Here is a 21,421-nt window from a genome sequence, read left to right on the forward strand (position 1 = left end):
AGCCTCATTGCAGGACAATGTGACGCAGGCTCTAGAAATTTATAAAACTTGAAATACAGTTTTGTGCATTCAGAAATAGTTGGTCGAAACCGCGTCTCACTTCAACCGCGCGTCATTCTCCTCCGGACTATTTGTTACGTGTAGTACGCGCGCTGCGTGCTTGCTGATGATCAGTATCGCGCACGCCCCGACGCGATCGTTCAGGGACGGCTGCGGCCGCTCGACGACGCCGTCGCTCAGTGTTCCGCCGGTGTCGGCTTCGCCTCGACGATCGGAAGGGCTGGAGCGGCCAGCGCCTGGGCCGGCTTCCCAGCCTGTCTTAGGTTCTGCCAGAGCGCGGCATAATGCGCCCGGTGGATTCTGGGATTGAACAGCGACCATTGCTGCGCGTTTGCGAGAATCTGAGGCAATGCGACGAAGGATAATTTGCGATAGATCGAGAATTGCGCCGCGGCTTCGTCGAAGCGTCCGGCCGCCGCCGCCGCGCCGATACGCCGGAACAGGATCACGGTATCCTTCAAAATGGCGCGCGCCGCGAGGCGCTCGCGCAGACCATCGGTCACGGTCGGATCCCGGCGATCCGGAAACTGCTCGGTCAGCTCGCGAAGTTCACGGCCGATCGTGTCCACCGCAAGATCGATCACGGCAAGGTCGTGAGCCGGGATCGCGATCTCCAGCACGGTCGCGAAATCATTGATCTCCTTGATCCGTGCGGTCACGCCCTCTCGGTCCAGCGGCAGCAGGCCATCGCCGACCGCGACGAGATAGGCGGTGAGGTCGGCCCGATCCTGTGGCGTCAGCGCCAGCTCGTAGGTGCGATCGAAATGATCAACCACCTGATCCAGCCTGTCGAAGCGGCCATCGTGGAAGTACGGCGCATTGAAGTCGGCGTTCAGCAGGGTCGGCGTCTTGAACAGACCACCGGAGCCGACGTTGTGTTGCCTGTGATCGACGAAACCTTCCGACGGGATGTGGCAGGTTGCGCAGCTCATGCTCGCGTCATGGGGAAACGGCCGCGCAAAGATCGCCTCTCCTCGCCGTTCCGCCTCGCTCGCCTGCGTGGTCAGGCGACCGCGCGAATCGAGGCTGGTGTTCTGCAGGAAATCGATGTCCTCGATGTAAGCGACCAGGGCGTCGAGAATAGCCGGCGAAGGCTCATCGCCTGCAAACTCGTTGACGACGACGTTGCGAACGAAATCGCGCAGCGATGCGATCCGCCCGTCATGGCCGTAGGGAGCGAGGAAGCGCGCGCCGCGCAAGCTCGGGATTCGGACCGGATCTAGTACACCATTATGGGCCTTGGGATTGAACAATGGGCCCGTGGTGTCGAAGTTGCCAGGCCGGGTCGACATTCCCGGAATATAAAGCCTGGCATTGCCGGCACCATTGACGTGGCAGGTGCCACAGCTCATTCCCGCCTGTCGTGCAGGGCCGCCCAGCAGGTTGGGAGAATTGAAGGCGAGATCGCCGAGATCCACCTGGTAGGACTTGAAGCCGCCACGTGCTTCGGAGTGAAATACCTCGGTCGGCCGATAGATCGCGTCTTCGTTCAGCTCGGTGCCCGGCGGCAGCACGGTCTGATCACCACTGAGCGGAAAGGCACCCGCGCCTTCGAACAGCGACAGTCCGAAGAGGCCGATTGCAACAGCGAGCAATGCGCGTCGTATCATCACCAAACCTGCCTATTGCAGCTCGAGCGTCGGCCGGGCCAGGGCGATCTCCGGAGCCGCGGTCTGGAACATCACCACGAGATCTTCGCTGGCAATACGAAGGCGATTCTGGTCGATCTGCTTGAGATCGCCCGAGGCCAGCATGCGCTTCAGCTCGTCGATCTGGCGTCGCACCGTTGCGCAGAGGTCGGGATCGCGACTTTCGATCGCGGCGGCAAAGATCGTGCCATAGGCCAGTTCAATGCCTTCGACATTGTGCCTGATGTCGTCGAGCGACGTCCCGCTGACGCGCGACTCGCCCCCATCAAGCTTGCTTTCGCCAACTTCGTAAGCCAGGCGGGAAAGTCCGTCGAGCAGCCCCTGCGGCGTCAATCTGGTTTGGCGTGCCTTGGCCGCCATCTCCGTCAGGTCGCGAAGCAATGCGTCGACCTCGGACGAAACATTGGAGCGGCCGGCACCGAACAGCGTGACTTCGATGGCGTGGAATCCAGTGGGACCATTCGGCCAGGCATCGATCTCGCGGTCGAGTTCGGGCGCAAAGCCGCTGGTGAAGACCTCGGCGCGCTCCCACCCGACCCGGGCCTCGATCCATGCTTGTCTTGCTGCAGCGAGGTCGCCCCTGGCGACGCTATCGCGCAGCTTCTCGACGCTCGCGACGCTTCGGTCGACATCCGCGACGAGTAGCACACGATAGCGCTCGATCGCCGCATCGAGCGCTACGGTCGGCGCGGTATCGGCCTTGGCCCCGACCGGGCCGGCGCCCGCAGCTGCCGCGCACAGCGTTGCTGTGAGCAAGACCAAACGCACGAGCATGGATCGAACTGCCGTGAGGCGATGACCGCGCATCGTCGATGCTCCCAACTTCCTCTCACATCGCCGGCCGGCGCGTGAGACGCTGCGCAACGATCGATACTCCCTACTTCGTGGATCTTATCACTATTATGTCGAGGCCGAGTTTTCCCTCATCGGCACGGCACAGTTCGATATGCCGTCAACCGCAATTGCAGGGCTTCGCGCGCATTGGTTGGTGGAGCGGCAGCATTCGGATTTTCCGGTTGCAGGCGTTCTCGATGCGCCCAGCTGCTGAGCCCGCTCGCGGCGGACGACCACGAATTGTCATTCGAATGTTAGGTTAAGGATGCTTTAACGCCGTGCGAGGGACGGCGATCGTCGTCGTCCCCGCCTTGGAAAACCGAGAGTATATCCCTCCCATGAGAACACTTACTGCCCTGGCGCTCGTGCTTGCGAGCGCGCCGGCGGCTTATGCCGCTGGCAATCTCGACAACGAGTCGTTCATCCAGCAAGTCGGCTCCTACAACAGCGCGACCGTCTCGCAGAAGAAAGGCAACAACAACCAGGCGACGGTCCAGGCCGGCCAGTACAATTCGGTTCTGAGCACGCAGGCCGGCGGCAAGCCGGGCAGCAACAATTCGGCCAACGTCCAGACCGGCACCGACAACACCGCGCTGATCTCGCAGAACAACGGCAACAACAATCAGGCCACGTTCCAGCTTGGTCATGCCAACGGCGTCGTCACGACGCAGGTGAGCCGCCTCGCCAATGGCCAGAACAACTCGGGCAATATTCAGGTCGGTGACTACAACTCCGCCATTACGACTCAGACCAATTCGGCGCCCAATCCGCTGGCGACCGGCGTCTCCTATTCGAACAACGCATTCAGTTCGCAGTTCGGCAGCGGCAACACCACTTCCGTTACGCAGACCGGGGGCCAGAACAACCAGGCCGCGGTCCAGAGCGGCATCGGCAACATGTCGGTCTCGACGCAGACGGACAAGGCCATCACACCCGGTTCTGCTCCGGTGGTCGGCGGCGCCAACACCTCCTTCACCGCGCAGTTCGGTGACAACAACATCGTCACCACGACGCAGAAGACCAAGGACGCCAACGGCACCGAAGGCGGCTTCGCAAATGGCTACGGCAACGCCTCGGCGGCCGTGCAATACGGCACCGGCAACGTCGCCACCATCGACCAGAAAGGCTCGGCGAAGGCAGGCGAATTCTCGGCCAATCCCGGCGTGTTCAACACCTCCGCAACGCTTCAGGTCGGCGACGCCAACTCCGTTTCGGTGAAGCAGGGTGGCGCTACGTCCGGCAACTTCGGCGCGACGACCGCCGACCAGGCCGCCAACGACACCAATGCCTCGTTCGTGGCGCAGTATGGCGTTCAGAACAACGCCGACATCAACCAGAAGAACGGCGGCAGCACCCAGGCGACGTTCCAGACCGGCCATGACAACCAGGCGAGTATCACGCAGAGGACGCAGGCCCTCGGCACCGGCAACGGAACCAACAACGCGCTGACCACCCAGTTCGGCGCTGGCAACAAGGCGACCGTCGCGCAGTCGATGGCCGTTCCGCTGTCGGTCGGTGCGAACAATTCGTTCATCAGCCAGATCGGCGGCTCGAACGTGGTCAACGCGGCCCAGACCACCGGCCAGCAGGCGGTGGCCGGCAACAACACCCAGATCGCGCTGCAGGCCGGTTACGGCAACATGGCCACGATCTCGCAGGCCACCGGCGCCAACGTGACGAATGCCTCGTTCACTGCGCAATACGGTTCGCACAACGCCGCGGTGGTGACGCAGAAGTAACGCGCAACGATCAGCAGCAGGGGCGGCCAGCAAAGCGGCGGCCGCCCCTGCTCTGTCCCAAAACCAGATCCAAGGTTCAATAAACGTTTCCCCCTTTAGGCCCACTGGAACCAACGCAGGCTCTTTGACATGCTGCCTCAGCAAGTAACGAGTTCGGTGTGGCCAAATCCCTTGGAATAATCGAGCAGTGAGATGACGGTCGGCGTCAGCCGAAAGATGCGAACGTCTGCCGGTGTCGGAAGCGGGCCCGGCATGGACGTCTGATCCGGATATCTCTGAAACAGCATGCGCAGCGCATTTTCGCCTTCGGCCGGATCATCCACGGGCTCAGCCCGCGCTGCCATTGACAAGCCGGTGATCTCCATCACCTGGGCGGGGTCGTCGTCGATCGCGAGCGAAACGCGGTTGTCATGGGCCAGATTGGATGCCTTTTGGCTGTCCTTCCCGCATAAGAAATAGATCTCGAATCCGTTGTTCGCATACCCCACGGTGGTCACCTGGGGCCAGCCGTCCGGTCGCAGTGTCGCAATCTGCATGGTGCGATGCTGATCGAGCAATGTCTGGATCTTGTGCTTGAGGATATCGTCCATGACCAATCTCCGATGCCGCCCCGCCGCGCGACGATAGGGAAAGGGAGCGGCGGGACGTTGAGGCAGGTCAACTCTTCGCGCGACTTCGGAACACCAGGCGCCTGCAGCTTCGTGACGACAATGTCGATCGCTCGGCTACTTGGAGGATTCCCGTGCAGGGCGAACATTCCGTCGTTGCAGCGGCACCACCCTGCGGCCTTTCCGAAGACGGATGCAGCGAGATTCTCAGCCAAGAGTCTTGCCGATCTCGCGTCCGACCGCTGCAATCACATCATTGCGGCCATTCAGGTCGAGCGCGCTCCCCGTGAGATACACTGCCACGATCAGCGGCGAGCGCTCGGGCGGCCAGACGATTGCCACGTCGTTGGCCGTGCCGTGCTCGCCCGATCCTGTCTTGTCGCCCACGCGCCAGCCTTGCGGCATGCCGGCGCGCAACCGGCTATCCCCTGTCTTGTTTGCGATCAGCCATTTCGCCAGCTGATCGCGGGCTGCCGGCTTGAGCGCGTCTGCGAGCAGCAGGCTCCTGAAATTCGTCGCCATGGCGCTGGGTGTCGTGGTGTCACGGGGATCGCCGGGGGCAGCCTCGTTGAGGTCGGTTTCGATCCTGTCCAATCTTGTCACCTCATCCCCGAGACTTCGCGCGAAAGCGGTGAGACCAGTTGGTCCGCCGATATTCTTCAAAAGCAGGTTGCCCGCAGTGTTGTCGCTCCTTGTGATGGCTGCCTCGCAAAGCTCTTCGAGCGTCATGCCGTCGCCCCCAACATGCTCGCGCGTCACCGGCGAGTATTCGACGAGGTCCGACTCTGCGAAGCGGATGCGTTGCTGAAGGCCTTCCAGCTTCTCTCCCATGCTCTTGAGCACAGCGGCTGACGCAAGCACCTTGAAGGTGCTGCACATCGGGAAGCGCTCATCGCCCCTGTGCTGAACCCGCGCACCGGTTTTCGTATCGAGCACGCAGACACCGAGCCGGCCGCCGCTCTTGGATTCCAGCCGTGTGATGGCGTCGATCAGCTGCTCTGTTCCGGCCGGCGCAGCGCCCGAGCTCTTCGGCAGCAGGAGGCTTCCTGCAAGCGCAAATGCGGATGCGTGGAAATGACGTCGCGTAAGCATCGTAAACTCCAATGAATTGTGAGCAGGTTCTTGCTTCGCCTCCTCCCGATTGACAAACGATGCTTGCTGAGGACATCCATAAGAAAAACTTGGACCAGACGTGCCCCGGCGCCCTCCCAGCGTTTCTCGCTTGCCCATGAACGCGCTCCGCTCATTCGAGGCGGCGGCGCGGCATCTGAGCTTTACCAAGGCCGGCCTCGAGCTTCGCGTGTCGCAGGCGGCCGTGAGCCAGCAGGTGCGCATTTTGGAAGATAGTTTGGGCGCGAAACTCTTCAGGCGAGTTCCTCGCGGACTTGCTCTGACGGACGAAGGCGAAGCGCTGCTGCCTGCGATCTCCGATGCCTTCAGCCGGATCAACCAGGTCCTCGACCGGTTCGAGAACGGTCGCATGCGCGAGATGTTGACCGTCGGCACGGTCGGAACGTTTGCGTCCGGCTGGCTTCTGCAGCGCCTCGGGGACTTCGGCCGGCTCCATCCACACATCGATGTCAGGGTGTTTGCGAATAACAATCGCGTGGACCTTGTCGGCGAAGGACTGGACTACGCGATCCGGTTTGGCGACGGCGCCTGGCACGGCACAAACGCAGAGCGTCTTGTCGACGCACTCTTCACGCCCATGTGCGCGCCCGCTGTCGGCAAGCGGCTCAGCAGCCCGCTCGATCTCCATCGCGAAGTGCTCTTGCGGTCCTATCGGCCAGGCGAATGGGCCCGGTGGTTCGAGGCGGCCAATTGCGAGCAGCCCCGCATGACCGGCCCGATCTTCGATTCGTCGGTCTCGTTGGCGCATGCCGCCGCTCAAGGCGGAGGCGTTGCGCTCCTGCCGGTGGCCCTGTTTGCGGACGATGTATCGCGCAAGCGACTAATGTGTCCCTACGACACCCAGGTCTATCTCGGATCCTATTGGCTCACATCCCTGAAGTCGAAGCGCGTCTCGCCGGCCATGCAGGCGTTCCGAGACTGGTTGCTGGCTGAGAGCAAGAAAGGCAGACGCCGCAATGCATAGGCGGTCGGAGCGGACGGCGGCCCGCCGGTGGCCGATCCACCAACAATTTCTTGGGTGGAAAGGAACGAACGCCCGACCCAGGAGTCTCGTTCCATGGACGCCTGCGGCGGCCTGGCTGGCAGCGCGTTACACGCAGTAGAATTCTTGGTGCCTATTTGCGTGATTCGACGAAACGGATCTGACCCCATGATCGATCGTCGGGCGCTTCGGGGCATGATCTCCGCCGCACTGATGGTCATCGCCGTGCTCGGCACAGCGACGGCCGGGGCCTTCTGCCAGACGCCGCGCAAGCAGGAAGCTCCTGATAAGAACGTCACCGACATCTCCTTCGGCCGCTTCACCGCCGGACTGGTCACCGGCACGCCGCAGAGCACCGAATCCGCCATCGCCCAGGACGTCGCGACCATGCTGGCGGCCAACCAGGAGAGCGGCCCGCATGGCGAGGTGGCGCTTCGGGTGCTGCCGATGGTCGGAAACGGCGGGACGCGGAACCTCCTCGATGTGCTGACGCTGCCCGGAGCCGACATGGCGATCGTGCCGATCGTGCTCGCGAACCGGCTGCGAGACGGAAAGACCGTCGGTGACATCGGCAGCAAGCTCGTCTACATCACATCGCTGTTTCCGCTGCAATTCCATCTTCTGGCGCGCGCCGACGTCAGGGGGCTGTCGGACCTCGCCGGCAAGACGATCAGTCTGGGCGAGGAGGGTAGCGCGTCGGCGGTATTGGGCCTGGAGGTGCTCAACGCTCTCGACGTCAAGGCCGACACCGTCAATCTGGGTCTGCAGGCAGCGCTGGAAGGCATGCGCAAGGGCGACATCGCAGCCGCGCTTGTGATCTCGGCCAAGCCGATCGAGGCCTTGGCGCCATTGGCGCAGTTCTCCGCTGTGCGCCTGATCCCGATTCCCTATTGGAGTTCCCTGCGCCACGATTATCTGCAGACGACCATCACCCACGCCGACTATCCAACCATCCTCGGTATTGACGAAAGCGTGCCAACGATCGCGGTCCGCTCCGCGCTGTTCGCCTACAATTGGCCCAAGCGCAGCGGCCGCTACGCTCTCATGGACAATTTCGTCCAGACCTTCTTCGCGCGCTTTCCGAACTTTCTGACCGGCGCCCATCATCCCGCCTGGCGCCAAGTGAAGCTGGCCGACACGGTAATGGGATGGAAACGCTTCGAACCTGCTGAACGCTGGCTCAAGGCGCATTCAGGTGCCATGGTCAGCTCACCCGAACCGACGACGACCGGGGAGACCTCGCACAGCCCTCTGTTCCCGGGTCTTCGCGGCGGCACGGGCAACGCCAAGCCGGACGATGCTTCGGGCGCCCGTCAGGATGCCAAATAGAGCATGATCCGGATCGGAGGCCCACGAAGCGCAAGTGGACCCGGTTTTTCTCCCGACTGCCGAAGGCGTTTGTGCGGAGATCATGCTCAACAATGAGATGGAATCAAAACCTAAGGGGAGAGTTCGATGCACCTTATGAAGCTCGCTGCCGCCCTGCTGGCATTATTGGCCATCTCACTCGCCCCGGCGTCGAGCTTCGCGCAATCGGCCCAGCCGGGCCTAACCCCGCCCACCTTCAATCAGCCCGGGGGGACCGATCCTTTTTCCTTCCAGCAGTCCGAGCCGACAAGGGTCGTGCGGACCGAACCACAACACGGTCTCCGGCATGCCGCGCGCAAGCGCCGCGTCGTTCACCATCAAAAGCTTGATACGCGCGCGAAGCGTGCAAAACGCGAGACGCAGGAGAACGTGCAGACCATCGCTATCGGGCAAGGATACAAGAAGGTCAGCGAGCTCGTGCAGTTCCCGGCGTTCTTTCCGGGCCTCGGCATCATTTACGTGAAACCTGACACCCTGCCGCTGGGGCCGTTCCTCTGCTTTGACCGTCGAAAGAGGCTGGTGGCGACCGTCTACATGGTCCCCATCAAGGACATCGACGACCACAAGACCTTCGATGGCACCGCGCCCGCCTTCGCACCCAAGGTCGACCACACCACGATGTATTTCAACGCCGGCCACCCGGGCGTGGATGTGCCGCATTACCACATCGTTCTCTGGCATGTGAGCAAGGACGGAGAACAGCGGGTCGCGCAGTGATCGTCAGGGCACGCGTTTCCGGTCCCAGCGCCTACTTTGATGTCCTCGCGCTCTCGCGCGGGGCAGTCGTGAGGGCTATGCCCGCTCGCGACGCCTACGCTTCGCCTCATCGAGCAGAGGCCGGCTTTCCTTCGACCGGCGCCGTTGCTCCCCGGCGGCGGCCTCCTCCGCCCGTAAAACGGTGGATCGCCGTAAACAAAGTCGATTGCAAAGCCGAGCTTGGTCGTGAAGAAGTCGCACGACGCCGTCACGTCAGCGACATACAACTGCGCCTCGGTCCCGCTGAGGAACGGCCGTGTTGTAGCCGGCCTGGCTGATGTTCTCGAGGTTCGGCATGGGCGCAACTACGATGTGTTCATGTCGTAGGTGGGCATTGCCCCTTCGGCCCCGCCGCCGATGCGCCTTACTGCAGCAGCGCTAGAGTGCGTCGCATGCGAGCGTTGTCAACTTGCAGGATGGTCGTGATTTGCCCGACGGCTCGCGATCCAGCATCTTGAACCCTCCAATATCCAGCCGAAATGGTGTCCGACAAGCGTGCGCCAAAAACTAATTTCGATCGCCGGATCAACGCGATCACGCGCGTCGGCCTGTTCGGACGAAATATTTCTGTTTCTTTTTTTCCGAATTCGTGGTTCATTGTGGCGTCCCGCCTCGCGAGAGGGGCGTACGAGTCGTCACGGACGTCGAGTGCGGGATGCGATGGCCGCGGCGGGTTGCGCTGGACGAGCGCAAGTTCACGCGGACGGCGAAGTCGTGGGGTCCTGGCCTCCCGGTGCTGAGGTCAAGTGTCCGTGCCGCTATTTGACGAGCGCACGAACGACGGGGGCAAGACAGCCGGTCCCCGGGGAGACCACGTATAAGCCGTAAGCCCATCGTGCAGGGAAGGCCGGTGTTCGGCCGTACCTGTGGTGACTGCCGCCTGCTTTTTTTCTGCAGGCGGGCCATGGGTGCTGGCCTTGCATCCGGCCTTCCCTGCGCCCTCCATCTTGCGAGGGCGGATCGATCCTCACAGCTCGGACGCATCTGCGCCGCGAGGTCGATGATCCATGGTGTTGCCCGATGCGAGGCGTGAACCATCTAAAACCGCCCAAGCGCTTTCAGCACGCGCGCCGGCGTGATCGGGATGGCATTGACGGAAGCACCGAACGGCGCCAGCGCGTCGTTGACGGCATTGAGCACACACGCGGAAGCCGCCGCGGTGCCCGCCTCTCCGCATCCCTTGGCGCCGAGCACGGTATCCTTGGTTGGCGTCTCGACGTGGTCGATAACGATGTCGGGCATCTCCATCGCCATTGGCACCAGATAGTCAACGAGGGAGCCGTTGAGCAGTTGGCCGGTCTCGCCGTAGCGGCACTCCTCGAACAGCGCAGCACCAAGTCCCTGCACGACGCCGCCGCGCAACTGCTCGTCGACCAGCATCGGGTTGATGATGCGGCCGCAATCCTCGACCACGAAATGCTTCAGCAGCCTGATGAAGCCGGTCTCGACATCAAGCTCCAGGTGACAACCCTGGATGCCGTTGGTGAAGGCGAACGGATAGCCTTGCGGCGCGAAGTGATGGCTGACCGTGAGCTGCGCCTGCGTGCCCGGCGGCAGCGTGTCGGAGCGGAAATAAGCGATGCGTGCGATCTCGGCCACGGCGATGCGCTGTTGCCGCGTAGCGGCATCGACGATCTCGCCGCTCTCGATATCGAGTGCGGACGGCTGCTCCTGCAGCACCAGCGCCGCGATATCGAGAATGTTAGCCTTGAGCACGCGTGCCGCTTGCAACGCGGTCTCGCCACCGATGCCGGCGCCGCGGCAGGCCCAGGTGGCACCGCCATGCGGCGTCACCTCGGTATCGCCGGTGATCACCTTGACCTGCTCCTGCGCCAGCCCGAGCTGATCGGCGACGATCTGGCTGACGATCGCCTCGGTGCCCTGCCCTTGCTCCGTCACCGAGATGGCGCAGCGAATCTCGCCCGACGGTGTCAGGCTGATTGTCGCGCCGTCCTGCGAGGAAATCCGCGCGCCGCCGACGCCATAGAAGGCCGGGCTCGGATTGGTGATCTCGACAAAGCTTGCGATGCCGATGCCGCGATGGATGCCGCGCGAACGCAAGCCTGCCTGCTCGGCGCGCAAGCCATCGTAATCCATCATCTTACGCAACCGCTCCAGGCAGACCTGATGCGACAGCGCCTCGAATTTGTAGCCGGTTGGGGATGTCAGCGGATAGGCATCATCGGCGATCAGGTTCTGCGCACGGAATTCAAAAGGATCGCGCCCGATCCTGCGAGCTGCGAGATCGACCATCCGCTCGGTGACGGCACAGGCGATGGGATGGCCAACGGCGCGATACTGGCTGGTCTGCACCTTGTTCTGGAAGATGACTTCCAGCGCGGCACGATAGGTCTTGAAGCGATAGGGCGCACCAATCAGCCGGATGACCTGGTTGCCCTCGACCACGCTGGTGCGTGGATAGGTCGAGAACGCGCCAATCGCCGTGACGTCGTGCACATCCATGGCAAGGATCTCGCCGCTTTCATCCAGCGCCATCCGCGCACGGACGCGATGATCGCGGGCATGGATGTCGGAGACGAAGGATTCGATGCGGTCGGCGACGAACTTCACCGGACGCCGCAGCAGGATCGACAGGCCGACCACCGCCATGTCTTCGTGATAGACATGCAGCTTCATCCCGAACGAGCCGCCGATATCGGGCGCGATCACGCGCACCCGCGCTTCCGGGATGCCGAAGTGGCGGGAATAGAGATCCTGGAATTGATACGGCGTTTGCGTCGCGTGATGCACGGTGAGCGTGCCGGCATCGGGATCATAGTCCGCGACGATGGCGCGCGGCTCCAAGGTCACCGGCGTGTGGCGGCCGAAGCTGAACTCTTCGTCCGCCACATGGGCGGCGCGCGCGAAGGTGTCGTCGACACCGCCGCTGTCGAGCTGGCTCCGGAAGCAGATATTGCCATGGCCAGCGGGATTGACCAGCGGCGCCCCGGGTTTGCGCGCTTCGTCGAGGTCGACAACCGCCGGCAATTCCTCGTAGTTGGCCGTGATCAGCTCCAGCGCGTCCTCGGCCAGCGCGCGGCTTTCGGCGACGACCGCAACCACCGCCTGCCCTGCCCACACCACGCGCTCGAGCGGCAGAGCGAGCTGCGGCTCGGAGGTCATGCCCTTGAAGTGATCGAGCGTGCCGGTCCAGGGCGTGCAGATTTTTGCAAGATCGGTGCCCGTGGCTACGAGATGCACGCCGTCGAGTGCGCGGGCCCGCTCAACATCGATCGATGCGATCCGCGCATGCGCATGCGGGCTGCGCAGGAACGCCGCGTGCAGCATGCGCGGCAGCTTGACGTCGGTGACATAATGTCCTCGCCCAGCAAGGAGCCGCTTGGCGTTCGGCCGCTGCACCGAACGGCCGATATAGGAATTGGGACGATCGAGTGAGGTGAGCGGAGCGGTCATGATGTATGATCTTCTTTTTTGGCCGCCGCGCGCGCCTCCGCCACCGCGGCGATGGCGTCGACGATCGCCTGATAGCCGGTGCAGCGGCAGTAATTGCCCGACAGCGCATCGCGGATCGCCTCCCGGCTCGGCACACGCGTTTGCGAGAGCAGCTCATGGGCGTTGATCAGCATGCCCGGCGTGCAGAAGCCGCATTGCAGCGCGTTGCGCCGATGAAATTCGGCCTGCAGATCACCAATTGCGCCGCTTTCCGAAAGGCCCTCGATGGTCTCGATCCGCGCACCATCGGCCTGCACCGCGAACATGAGGCAGGAATGAACAGCGCGTCCGTCGAGCAGCACCAGACAGGCGGCACAGGCACCCATCTCGCAGCCGGCATGCGTACCGGTGAGCTCGAGCCGATCGCGAAGACAATCCAGCAGCGTGTGGCGCGGTGCGACCTCGCACGCGGTCTTGCGACCGTTGAGCACGAAACGGACGCGAACGGTTGCTTCGTCTCCGAAGTCGAATGATGTGTCGATCCCGCTCATGCGCCCTCCCCGATCCGTCCCAGCAGGCGGCCGAGCAGTACGCGTGCCAGATGCAGGCGCATCGCAGGCGGCACGTCCTCGCTGTCCGGCGGTGCAAGATCTTCCTCCAATGCGGCCTGTGCGGCGGCAATCCGCGCGGCGTCGAGCGCATGACTGTTCAGCGTGGCTTCGGCATGCCTGGCGCGGGTCGGCACGGGGCCCACCGCAAAGAACCCGATGCGGATGGTTTCGATCTTTGGACCATCATAGCTCGCGATCATGCCGCAGCCGACCAGCGCATAGTCGCCGCGCCGGCGCGCCAGCTCATCAAAGGCGATGCGCTGGCTTGTCTTGAACAGGGGGACATGGATGGCGGTCACGAGCTCGCCAGGCGCGAGCGCGGTCTCGAACAGGTCGACGAAGAAATCGCTGGCTTTGACGCGGCGCGTGCCGGACAGGCCTGCGATCTCGATCTCGGCGTCGAGCGCCAGCACCATGGCGGGAAATTCGGCCGCGGGATCAGAGAGCGCGATGGAGCCGCCGAGCGTGCCGCGGTTGCGGATCGCGGGATGGGCCACGAAGGGCGCAGCGGCGCGGAGCAGCGGCGCGAACTCGGCGATCAGCGGCTGGTCCATGACCTCGCGATGGCGCGTGAGCGCGCCGATGCGCAAGAACTCGCCCTCGCGCCTGACGCCGCGCAGCTCTGCAAGATGAGTGATGTCGATCAGCAGCTTCGGCGCCTGCAGCCGCAGCGCCAGGGTCGGCACGAGGCTCTGGCCGCCGGCGATGAAGCGCGCGTCATCACCGGCTTGCGAATGCGCGGCCAGTGCCTCCTCGATGGTGCGCGCACGCAAGTAACTGAAAGCCCTCGCTTTCATCGCTGCTTCCTCGCGTTTTGCCGCGCCATCAGCCCCTCGGCCGGCAGCGCCAGATTTGCGGCCGGCAGCGCCAGATTTGTGACCATCTGGTCTCAAAATCTCGCATGTGAGCATGATCGGGTCAACGAAAACAGACCATCTGGTCATAAATCCGGCGTAGACTACACGAAAAGTGGGGAGCGTTGCGATCCGGACGATCATGCCCAGAACGACAAAGCGCACATTGCAGAAGAAGCGGGCGGGACGAGCGCCTCGCCGACTGGCCAAGGGCACCAGACCGCGTTCCGGGAAACCCTCTGCCAAGAAGGCCGCGCCGAGGCGACGCAACATGCGCGCGGCCGATCGCGAGCGGCTGATCGTCGACGAAGCGGTTCGCTTCTTCGCCGAGCGCGGTTTCGACGGCGACATCCGCGAGCTCGCAATCCGCATGGGCGTCGCGCATTCCGCGATCTATCGGCACTTTCCGAGCAAGGAGGCGCTGATCGAGCGCGTCTATCAGGAGGTTTATCTCAGCCGCTGGTCGCCCGAGTGGGGAACATTGATCCGGGATCGCACCCTGCCCCTGGAGGCGCGGCTCACCGGCTTCTATCTCAGCTATGTCGCGCACGTGTTCGAATACAACTGGGTGCGGATCTTCGTGTTCTCGGGGATGAAGTCCTTCGGCATCACCGGCCGGTATCTCGACCTGGTGCGCCGCGAGATCATCGAGGCGGCGGCGGTCGAGCTGCGCCACGAGCTCGGTCTGCCGCATGTGGGCGCCAATGCGCTCAGCGAGCGCGAGATCGAAATGTTTTGGGGCCTGCACGGCCGCATCTTCTATCTTGCCATCCGCAAATTCATCTACGAGACGCCGATCCCACGCGATCTCGACGCGATCGTGCGGGATGCGGTGGTGTCATTCCTCGACGGCGCGCGAACGGCCTTGGCGGGGCCACCAGCACACTGATCAGATTCGCAGCACGAACAAGGTATTGCGATACGGATTTGCCGGCTATTTCCCGCTCGCCTCACGGGCCAGCCGCTCGGCCTTCAGGCGCTCGCGGTTGGCATGAAAGGCCCGTTGCGCGGCCTCGTGCTCGCGCATGGCCTGCTCGGCGTCCGCCTTTCGGGCAGCATCGCGCGCGCGGCGTTGCTCGGGGGTCAGGATTCGGGGTGTGCGATCTGAAAGGTTATCCAGCATGGGCTGATAACGCAGGCCCATGCCACAAGTTCCGTAATCCCGGTTCCCGCATCTTGCGGAGAGCTCCGGAGGGAAACCGGACGGCCGAGGACCGGAACGCGCCTGCCCTTGACGATTCCCGCGCCTGGGTCGACAAAGTGCTGTGCCAGATTGTCACACCTCGTTTTTCCCGGAGGCAGGGACGTGAGACATGTCGACGTTGCCATCATGTTCGTCAGTCTTTGGCTGCTGGCGTCCATGCTGATCGACGCGCTGACGCCGAAGGAATTGAACGTCTATATGGTCGGCGCCGCGATTGCTCCGGCGACCGCGATCTCGGCCGCGCTGTATTGGCTGCGGGTGCCGACGCTCGATTTCGCGGTGGTGTTTGCGACGGTGTGGATGGTTTCCGCAATGGTGCTCGAGATCGTCACCCCTGCACCACTCTCTCCGATGATGTCGATCGTCGCCGTGGTGCCGCTCCTGATTGTCGGTATCGTCGTCAACGTCCAAGGCTGGCGCCGTTCGAAGCCGATGCCAATGCCGGATCAGCGCTCGGTGACGCCCTGACGCCGGGTCGGCTGTCGGGCGATTCTGAAAGATCGCGGCCATCGGGAAGCGCAGATTCGTCTCGGCCGCCTCATGCGCGGGGCGCAGTAGCGCTCAATCGAGCATCCCCGGAATTCATCCGTCATTTGCAGAGGGAAGATGCGCATTTCAAGAACGTCATCCATGCTGGCCGCAACTGTCGCCGCGGGGCTTGCGGCGTTCGCCGGCCGTGCCGTGTCCGCACCGGACAAATACACGTTGTCGGTGCCGAACGGGCTCGCCTTCGCCGAGTTCAAAGGTTACGAGGACTGGCAGACCGTTGCCGTCAGCGAGACCGACGAGACAATCGAGGTGATCCTCGCCAATCCCGTGATGATCGAGGCCTATCGCGCCGGCGCGCCGGGCAACGGCAAGGCGTTCCCGGACGGCTCCAAGATGGCGAAAATCCACTGGAAGGCGATCAAGAGCGCGGAGGCGCCATCGCCGACCGTGGTGCCCGGCGATCTACACGATGTCGATTTCATGGTGAGAGACAGCAAGCGGTTTGCCGACACCGGCAACTGGGGCTACGCGCAGTTCGACTACGACACCAGCTCGGGCGCCTTCGCGCCGAACGGCACCGGTGCCGATTGCGGTTACGCCTGCCACACCATCGTGGCGACAAAGGACTACGTGTTCACCGGCTATCCCAAGCGGTAACCCGTCTACATGGCGGATTGGCCAAGGGCGCGATCCGCCGATTGCCTTCCGTGCGTCCGAGCCCGATCGCGCCGCGCGCTTGCGCAGGCATGCCCATGCAATCATCTGGCGCAAGTGCGGCGATCCCGCTAGAGCAAGGAGATGGCACACCATCAGATCAACGTCGTCCTGCATCCCCTGGTCCAGCACAAGCTGACCCTGATGCGTGAGCGCGACCGCTCGACCAAAGGATTCCGCGAACTGCTCAACGAGATCGGCATGCTGCTCGCCTACGAGGTGACCCGCGATCTGCCGGTCGAGCTGGTCGATATCGAGACGCCGCTGCAACCGATGAAGGCGCCGAAGATCGCCGGCAAGAAGCTCACGCTGGCGCCGATCCTGCGCGCCGGCGTCGGCTTTCTCGACGGCATGCTGGCGCTGATGCCCTCGGCCCGCGTCGCCCATATCGGGCTCTACCGCGATCCGGATACGCTGCAGGCGATCGAATACTACTTCAAGGCGCCGCAGGACCTCACAGACCGAACCGTGATCCTGGTCGATCCGATGCTGGCGACCGGCAACTCGGCCTGCGCCGCCGCCCATCTGTTGAAGGCGCGTGGCGGCCGCGACATCCGCTTCGTCTGCCTGCTCGCAGCGCCCGAGGGCATCGCGCATTTCCAGGCAGAGCATCCCGAAATCCCGGTCTGGACCGCGGCAATCGACGAGCGGCTCAACGATCACGGCTATATCGTCCCGGGCCTTGGCGACGCCGGCGACCGGATGTTCGGCACCAAATAGGCCTGTGCGACTCGATGGCTGCCGTCGTGCCCGACCTTGCCTCACAATTGAAGCCACGCGTCGGCCCGAAGCATCCGCGGCTCGGCGCCGCCTGCGGTCGCGCTGCGGAATGGCTGACGACGAAGCTGTTCGCACGCGCCGGCTTCCACCGCCTCGGCTCGGCATTTGCCGACGGCCGCATTGCTGAGGCGCGCGAGCGGCTCGCCCGTGGCGAAACGCTCTATCTCGCAGGACTCGGGCCGCCTGGCACGCATAACTCCGGCGTTGCCTTGGTGGAGGTGACACCAGAGACTGGTCCGCGGCTTATCCTCAACAACGAGGAGGAGCGCTTCTCCGGCAACAAGCACACCACGGAATATCCACGCCAGTCCATCGAGGCGATGATGGCTGCGCTGCGCGGCTTGGGACGCGACGTCTCCGATATCTTCGCCTGGCTGACGACCTGGGATTATCCGGCGCTGGCGGGCACGCTCACGCGGACTGTGCTGGAGGAAGCACCTGAGAGCCTGAAACTGCTGCGTAGCACGCAAGCGGCCGGCTTTGATGCCCGTCGCATGGACGCGATGACGCGCACGCCAAAGATCCTGGCCAGGCAGCTCGGACTGAGCGAGCGCGTACCGCTGATCCTGATGCCGCATCATGACAACCACGCCTGGTTCTCCTATGCGGCCTCGCCTTTCGCCGACGACAGTGAGCCGGTCGCCATCGGCGTGCTCGACGGCACCGGTGATCGCGGCTCGGTCTCGCTGTACGAAGCCCGCGGCGGCGCGCTGCGCCTGCTCGCCTGCAACAACAGCATGTTCGAGTCGCTCGGCGCGTTCTACAGCGTGATCTCCTCGACTCAAGGCGGCTGGACCTGGCTGTCCTGCGAGGGTCGCTACATGGGGGCGGCAGCATGGGGCGACATGAACCGCACCAGCAATCCCTATTATGCGCGACTGAAGAATGTGCTGGTGCTCGGCGACAACGGCGAGGTTCGCATCAACCGTACGCTGGCAAACTGGTATGCCGACCCGTTCGAGCAGCCCTATCACCCTGCCCTGGTCGACATTCTCGGCGTGCCCCTGAAGCCATCGCAGCTCTGGAATCCCGATGCCGTGCTGCAGGTCGAGGACATCACTCATCGTGCCGATACGCAGGACCGGCTCGACAAAGCGGCTGCCACGCAGCTCGTGTTCGAGGATGCGATGATCCACATCGTCGATCACCTGTTGCGACAGACCGGCGCGCACCGGCTGATCCTGACCGGCGGCGTCGCGCTGAATGCGGTCGGCAACATGCGGCTGCTGGAACATTTCGACGAAGCGTGGTTTGCGCGCACGCAAGGCCGCGAGGCGCGGCTGCATCTGTGGGTGCCGCCGGTGCCCGGCGATCCCGGCGTTCCCATCGGCGCAGCGTGGCTTTTCGCGCATCTGGCGGGCGCTCCGCGTGGTCCTGCACTAAAGCATGCATTCTATTGCGGACTGCCCCCCGCGCGCGATGAGATCGAGGCGGCGCTTGCCGACCATGATGTCGTCGAGGAGCAGATCGGCGAGATTGCATCGGATGACGGGCGAGCGGCTGTCGCCGACCTGATGGCCTTCATGGTCGCGCGAGGCGGCGTCATCGCACTGTACCAGGGCGCCGGCGAGACCGGCCCGCGTGCGCTCGGGCATCGATCGATCCTCGCCAATCCCTGCGATCCCGACGTACGCGAGCACCTCAACGCGCGAGTGAAGTATCGCGAGGCGATCCGCCCGCTGGCGCCGATGACAACGCTCGATGCCGCGCGAGAATATTTCCAACTCGAGGACGGCGCGTGCGATGCGGACTACAACGCCTATAACTATATGGTGCTGACGGCGCATGCGAAGCCGCACGCACGGGGCAAGATCCCCGCGGTGATCCATGCCGATGGCACCGGCCGCATCCAGATCGTGCGCGAGGCCGACGATCCCCTCACCTACGCCTATCTAAAGGCGCTCGGCCGTCATGTCGGGGTCGAGATATCGGTCAACACCTCGTTCAATGTCGCGGGCCCGATCGCGCAAACGCCGCAACAGGCCGTGGAGACCCTGCGCCGAGGCAAGGGACTCGACGCCGTGGTCATGGTCGCTGCCGACGGCACGGCTTACGCTGTCCGACACGGCGGCGAACACAAGAGCGGGCGGTTCAGCGGTTGGTACGACGAATGGAGAAAAGGACGGACGAGCGCTTAAGATTTCGGCTGCGACACGATCTCGATAATCCGGCCCTCGTCGTCATCGGGCGCGGCTGCCTTGGCCCTTGCATAGGCCTCGACCGCGGCGCTGGACACGATCGGCTTGTCGCGCAACAGGCTCTCGGCAAGCGCGACCGCGTAGGCGGCATCCTTGTGCCGGAGCGCGGCGGTGAAGGTCGCGCCGGAGAAGTCGCGCGTCACCATGCGCCTCGAATGCCGGATCACCTGCGGGCTGGCGGCAACGCCGCTTTCGACCGCCTCCAGCACCAGCTTCATGTCGAGGCCGGCCTGCTCGGCGATGGCCAGCCCCTCGGCAATCCCGGCGATCTGAATGGCGCCCATCAGATTGTTGATCAGCTTGTAGACGGTGCCCGAGCCAACCTTGCCGAAATGGCGGATCGTCGTACTCAGCGGGATAAGAAACGGCCGTGCCCTTTCGAGATCAGCGGCATCGGCTCCGACCAGCAGGGTCAGCCGACCGCTAGCGGCCGCATCCGGCAAGCCGGTGACCGGGCAGTCGATATAGATCAAACCGTGCGCATTGAGCTCGCGCGACAGGCGCAGCGCGTGGTCATGGGAGACCGTCGAGCACTCGATCGCGAGCGTTCCGGCTTTCATGGTCGCAGCCGCACCCTCAGCGCCGAGCCATACTGCGCGCGAGGCCTCATCGTCGGCGACCATGGTGACCACCGCATCCGCATCGACCGCGGCGTCGCCGGGCGAGCTCGACCAGCGCGCACCGCGCGCGATCAGATCCTCCGCCTTGGTCTTGCTGCGATTCCAGACCGAGACCTCAAAGCCTGCATCGAGATAGCGGCCGGCCATGCCGTGGCCCATGCGCCCGAGCCCGATGAAGGCAACGCGCTGCATCTAGTCGACGTCCTCGATCGGCCCGCCTGACGTACCGAAGGCGCGCTGCGCCAGCGTCGCCGCCATGAACTCGTCGAGTTCGCCGTCAAGCACCCCTGACGTATCGGACGTCTGCACGCCCGTGCGCAGGTCCTTCACCATCTGATAGGGCTGCAACACGTAAGAGCGAATCTGGTGGCCCCAACCGATATCGGTCTTCGCCGCCTGGTCGGCGGCGGCCTTCTCCTCGCGCTTCTTCAGCTCGATCTCGTAGAGCCGCGCGCGCAGCATATCCCAGGCTTGCGCCCGGTTCTTGTGCTGCGAGCGGCCGGCCTGGCAGACCACTGCGACGCCGGTCGGGATATGCGTCAAACGCACCGCCGATTCGGTCTTGTTGACGTGCTGGCCGCCGGCGCCGCCGGAGCGCATCGTGTCGGTGCGGACGTCCGACTCCTTGATATCGATCTTGATGCTGTCGTCGATGACCGGGAAAATCTGCACCGACGAGAACGAGGTGTGCCGCCGCGCGTTCGAATCGAAGGGCGAGATGCGCACCAGCCGATGCACGCCAGCCTCGGTCTTCAGCCAGCCATAGGCATTGTGGCCTGAGATCTGGATGGTTGCCGACTTGATGCCGGCTTCTTCGCCCTGTGATTCCTCAAGATATTCGATCTTGAAGCCGTGCTTCTCGGCCCAGCGCGTGTACATGCGCAGCAGCATCTGCGCCCAGTCCTGGCTTTCGGTGCCGCCCGCGCCGGCATGGACCTCGAGATAGGTGTCGAAGCGGTCGGCCTCGCCCGACAGCAGCGCCTCGAGCTCGCGGCGCGCGACCTCCTTCTTCAGCTCCTTGAGTGCATTCTCGGCCTCGGCCACGACACCGGCATCGTTCTCGGCCTCGCCGAGCTCGATCATATCGATGTTGTCCTGAAGCTCGCGCTCAACCTTGCCGATGCCGGTCAGCGAATCCTCCAGCGAGGTCCGCTCCTGCATCAGCTTCTGAGCCTTTTGGGGGTCGTTCCAGAGATTGGGATCCTCGGCGAGCTTGTTCAGCTCAGCCAGCCTTGCCGTCGATGTCTCGACGTCAAAGATGCCTCCTCAGCAGCCCGACCGACTGCTTGATCTCTTCTACGATTTTTTCGATTTCGGCGCGCATATCAATCTCTTCAGGCTGCAGCGCGACAGGACCGCAGCGACAATCTTCAATCGGGATGTAACCGCGCGCGGCGCAAAGCGCAATCGCTCCGCGCCAGCGCGTCAGGC

The 21,421-nt window shown here is 63.7% G+C and carries 20 protein-coding genes; 9 read left to right on the forward strand and 11 right to left on the reverse strand.

Features of this window, described 5'->3' with window-relative positions:
- Positions 1-236: 236 nt before the first annotated feature.
- The gene (locus P6U24_RS19405) at positions 237-1,670 is read right to left on the reverse strand and encodes a cytochrome c peroxidase (RefSeq protein ID WP_407160517.1); all 1,434 of its coding nucleotides are present in this window, start codon (positions 1,668-1,670) and stop codon (positions 237-239) included.
- Between the two features lie 12 nt (positions 1,671-1,682).
- Entirely contained in the window at positions 1,683-2,483 is an 801-nt protein-coding gene (locus P6U24_RS19410; protein ID WP_407154131.1) for an EfeM/EfeO family lipoprotein, read from the reverse strand.
- A 398-nt stretch (positions 2,484-2,881) separates the two neighbouring features.
- On the opposite strand from P6U24_RS19410, the gene P6U24_RS19415 reads away from it, so the two are divergent.
- The gene (locus P6U24_RS19415) at positions 2,882-4,282 is read left to right on the forward strand and encodes a beta strand repeat-containing protein (protein WP_407154132.1); all 1,401 of its coding nucleotides are present in this window, start codon (positions 2,882-2,884) and stop codon (positions 4,280-4,282) included.
- A 137-nt stretch (positions 4,283-4,419) separates the two neighbouring features.
- On the opposite strand, the gene P6U24_RS19420 is transcribed toward P6U24_RS19415, so the two are convergent.
- Both P6U24_RS19420 and bla read right to left on the reverse strand, forming a co-directional pair.
- Positions 4,420-4,872: a pyridoxamine 5'-phosphate oxidase family protein gene (locus P6U24_RS19420; RefSeq protein WP_407154133.1), complete on the reverse strand. Its 453-nt coding sequence runs from the start codon at positions 4,870-4,872 to the stop codon at positions 4,420-4,422.
- A 225-nt stretch (positions 4,873-5,097) separates the two neighbouring features.
- The gene (gene bla / locus P6U24_RS19425; RefSeq protein WP_407154134.1) at positions 5,098-5,982 is read right to left on the reverse strand and encodes a class A beta-lactamase; all 885 of its coding nucleotides are present in this window, start codon (positions 5,980-5,982) and stop codon (positions 5,098-5,100) included.
- 136 nt (positions 5,983-6,118) lie between these two features.
- On the opposite strand from bla, the gene P6U24_RS19430 reads away from it, so the two are divergent.
- From P6U24_RS19430 to P6U24_RS19440, 3 genes are all read left to right on the forward strand, one after another.
- Positions 6,119-6,985: a LysR substrate-binding domain-containing protein gene (locus P6U24_RS19430; protein WP_407154135.1), complete on the forward strand. Its 867-nt coding sequence runs from the start codon at positions 6,119-6,121 to the stop codon at positions 6,983-6,985.
- A 27-nt stretch (positions 6,986-7,012) separates the two neighbouring features.
- On the forward strand, positions 7,013-8,332 hold the full coding sequence (locus P6U24_RS19435) for a TAXI family TRAP transporter solute-binding subunit (protein ID WP_407154136.1): 1,320 nt from the start codon (positions 7,013-7,015) through the stop codon (positions 8,330-8,332).
- A 126-nt stretch (positions 8,333-8,458) separates the two neighbouring features.
- A complete protein-coding gene (locus P6U24_RS19440) occupies positions 8,459-9,088 on the forward strand; it encodes a hypothetical protein (protein ID WP_407154137.1) in 630 nt (209 codons plus the stop codon).
- A 403-nt stretch (positions 9,089-9,491) separates the two neighbouring features.
- On the opposite strand, the gene P6U24_RS19445 is transcribed toward P6U24_RS19440, so the two are convergent.
- The 4 genes from P6U24_RS19445 to P6U24_RS19460 all read right to left on the reverse strand — a co-directional run bounded on the left by P6U24_RS19445 (position 9,492) and on the right by P6U24_RS19460 (position 13,928).
- Positions 9,492-9,725, reverse strand: a complete 234-nt coding sequence (locus tag P6U24_RS19445; protein ID WP_407154138.1) for a hypothetical protein — start codon at positions 9,723-9,725, stop codon at positions 9,492-9,494.
- Between the two features lie 440 nt (positions 9,726-10,165).
- Positions 10,166-12,541 (reverse strand): xanthine dehydrogenase family protein molybdopterin-binding subunit, encoded by a 2,376-nt coding sequence (locus P6U24_RS19450; RefSeq protein ID WP_407154139.1) that lies wholly within the window; start codon positions 12,539-12,541, stop codon positions 10,166-10,168.
- Positions 12,538-13,071, reverse strand: a complete 534-nt coding sequence (locus P6U24_RS19455; RefSeq protein ID WP_407154140.1) for a (2Fe-2S)-binding protein — start codon at positions 13,069-13,071, stop codon at positions 12,538-12,540. Before P6U24_RS19455 ends, P6U24_RS19450 begins: the two co-directional genes overlap by 4 nt.
- Complete coding sequence (locus P6U24_RS19460; RefSeq protein ID WP_407154141.1) at positions 13,068-13,928, reverse strand: FAD binding domain-containing protein; 861 nt, start codon at positions 13,926-13,928, stop codon at positions 13,068-13,070. The genes P6U24_RS19455 and P6U24_RS19460 overlap by 4 nt, the downstream gene beginning before the upstream one ends.
- Before the next feature lie 328 nt (positions 13,929-14,256).
- On the opposite strand from P6U24_RS19460, the gene P6U24_RS19465 reads away from it, so the two are divergent.
- Entirely contained in the window at positions 14,257-14,874 is a 618-nt protein-coding gene (locus tag P6U24_RS19465) for a TetR/AcrR family transcriptional regulator (RefSeq protein WP_407154142.1), read from the forward strand.
- A gap of 45 nt (positions 14,875-14,919) precedes the next feature.
- Here the strand turns inward: P6U24_RS19465 and P6U24_RS19470 are convergent, their stop codons facing one another.
- A complete protein-coding gene (locus tag P6U24_RS19470; RefSeq protein ID WP_407160518.1) occupies positions 14,920-15,108 on the reverse strand; it encodes a hypothetical protein in 189 nt (62 codons plus the stop codon).
- 183 nt (positions 15,109-15,291) lie between these two features.
- Here P6U24_RS19470 and P6U24_RS19475 point away from each other — a divergent pair, with 183 nt between their 5' ends.
- The 4 genes from P6U24_RS19475 (at position 15,292) to P6U24_RS19490 (ending at position 19,310) form a co-directional block, all read left to right on the forward strand.
- Positions 15,292-15,657, forward strand: a complete 366-nt coding sequence (locus P6U24_RS19475; protein WP_407154143.1) for a hypothetical protein — start codon at positions 15,292-15,294, stop codon at positions 15,655-15,657.
- Between the two features lie 162 nt (positions 15,658-15,819).
- A complete protein-coding gene (locus P6U24_RS19480) occupies positions 15,820-16,335 on the forward strand; it encodes a cytochrome P460 family protein (RefSeq protein WP_407154144.1) in 516 nt (171 codons plus the stop codon).
- Between the two features lie 141 nt (positions 16,336-16,476).
- Positions 16,477-17,112, forward strand: a complete 636-nt coding sequence (gene upp, locus P6U24_RS19485; RefSeq protein ID WP_407154145.1) for a uracil phosphoribosyltransferase — start codon at positions 16,477-16,479, stop codon at positions 17,110-17,112.
- 14 nt (positions 17,113-17,126) lie between these two features.
- Positions 17,127-19,310 carry a carbamoyltransferase C-terminal domain-containing protein gene (locus P6U24_RS19490; RefSeq protein ID WP_407154146.1) on the forward strand — a complete coding sequence of 728 codons (2,184 nt, stop codon included), beginning with the start codon at positions 17,127-17,129 and terminating at the stop codon, positions 19,308-19,310.
- On the opposite strand, the gene P6U24_RS19495 is transcribed toward P6U24_RS19490, so the two are convergent.
- On the reverse strand, positions 19,307-20,182 hold the full coding sequence (locus tag P6U24_RS19495; RefSeq protein WP_407154147.1) for an NAD(P)-dependent oxidoreductase: 876 nt from the start codon (positions 20,180-20,182) through the stop codon (positions 19,307-19,309). The two genes, P6U24_RS19490 and P6U24_RS19495, sit on opposite strands and share 4 nt — an antisense overlap.
- Positions 20,183-21,314 (reverse strand): peptide chain release factor 2 gene (gene prfB / locus P6U24_RS19500; protein ID WP_407154148.1). Its coding sequence is split into 2 segments (ribosomal slippage): positions 20,183-21,244 and positions 21,246-21,314, totalling 1,131 coding nucleotides; the frame shifts between segments, so codons are not numbered across the junction.
- Positions 21,315-21,421 lie beyond the last annotated feature (107 nt).

It is taken from the genome of Bradyrhizobium sp. STM 3557, assembly GCF_045571465.1.
Taxonomy (GTDB): domain Bacteria; phylum Pseudomonadota; class Alphaproteobacteria; order Rhizobiales; family Xanthobacteraceae; genus Bradyrhizobium.

Bases quoted from the DNA above. Each gene is read 5' to 3' on its own strand.
- P6U24_RS19465 (WP_407154142.1), top strand. From the start codon at position 14,257: ATGCGCGCGGCCGATCGCGAGCGGCTGATCGTCGACGAAGCGGTTCGC.
- P6U24_RS19490 (WP_407154146.1), top strand. From the start codon at position 17,127: ATGGCTGCCGTCGTGCCCGACCTTGCCTCACAATTGAAGCCACGCGTC.
- P6U24_RS19430 (WP_407154135.1), top strand. From the start codon at position 6,119: ATGAACGCGCTCCGCTCATTCGAGGCGGCGGCGCGGCATCTGAGCTTT.
- P6U24_RS19445 (WP_407154138.1), bottom strand. From the start codon at position 9,725: ATGAACCACGAATTCGGAAAAAAAGAAACAGAAATATTTCGTCCGAAC.
- upp (WP_407154145.1), top strand. From the start codon at position 16,477: ATGGCACACCATCAGATCAACGTCGTCCTGCATCCCCTGGTCCAGCAC.
- P6U24_RS19440 (WP_407154137.1), top strand. From the start codon at position 8,459: ATGCACCTTATGAAGCTCGCTGCCGCCCTGCTGGCATTATTGGCCATC.
- P6U24_RS19480 (WP_407154144.1), top strand. From the start codon at position 15,820: ATGCTGGCCGCAACTGTCGCCGCGGGGCTTGCGGCGTTCGCCGGCCGT.
- P6U24_RS19410 (WP_407154131.1), bottom strand. From the start codon at position 2,483: ATGCTCGTGCGTTTGGTCTTGCTCACAGCAACGCTGTGCGCGGCAGCT.
- P6U24_RS19420 (WP_407154133.1), bottom strand. From the start codon at position 4,872: ATGGACGATATCCTCAAGCACAAGATCCAGACATTGCTCGATCAGCAT.
- P6U24_RS19460 (WP_407154141.1), bottom strand. From the start codon at position 13,928: ATGAAAGCGAGGGCTTTCAGTTACTTGCGTGCGCGCACCATCGAGGAG.
- P6U24_RS19495 (WP_407154147.1), bottom strand. From the start codon at position 20,182: ATGCAGCGCGTTGCCTTCATCGGGCTCGGGCGCATGGGCCACGGCATG.
- P6U24_RS19450 (WP_407154139.1), bottom strand. From the start codon at position 12,541: ATGACCGCTCCGCTCACCTCACTCGATCGTCCCAATTCCTATATCGGC.
- P6U24_RS19405 (WP_407160517.1), bottom strand. From the start codon at position 1,670: ATGATACGACGCGCATTGCTCGCTGTTGCAATCGGCCTCTTCGGACTG.
- bla (WP_407154134.1), bottom strand. From the start codon at position 5,982: ATGCTTACGCGACGTCATTTCCACGCATCCGCATTTGCGCTTGCAGGA.
- P6U24_RS19415 (WP_407154132.1), top strand. From the start codon at position 2,882: ATGAGAACACTTACTGCCCTGGCGCTCGTGCTTGCGAGCGCGCCGGCG.
- P6U24_RS19455 (WP_407154140.1), bottom strand. From the start codon at position 13,071: ATGAGCGGGATCGACACATCATTCGACTTCGGAGACGAAGCAACCGTT.
- P6U24_RS19470 (WP_407160518.1), bottom strand. From the start codon at position 15,108: ATGCTGGATAACCTTTCAGATCGCACACCCCGAATCCTGACCCCCGAG.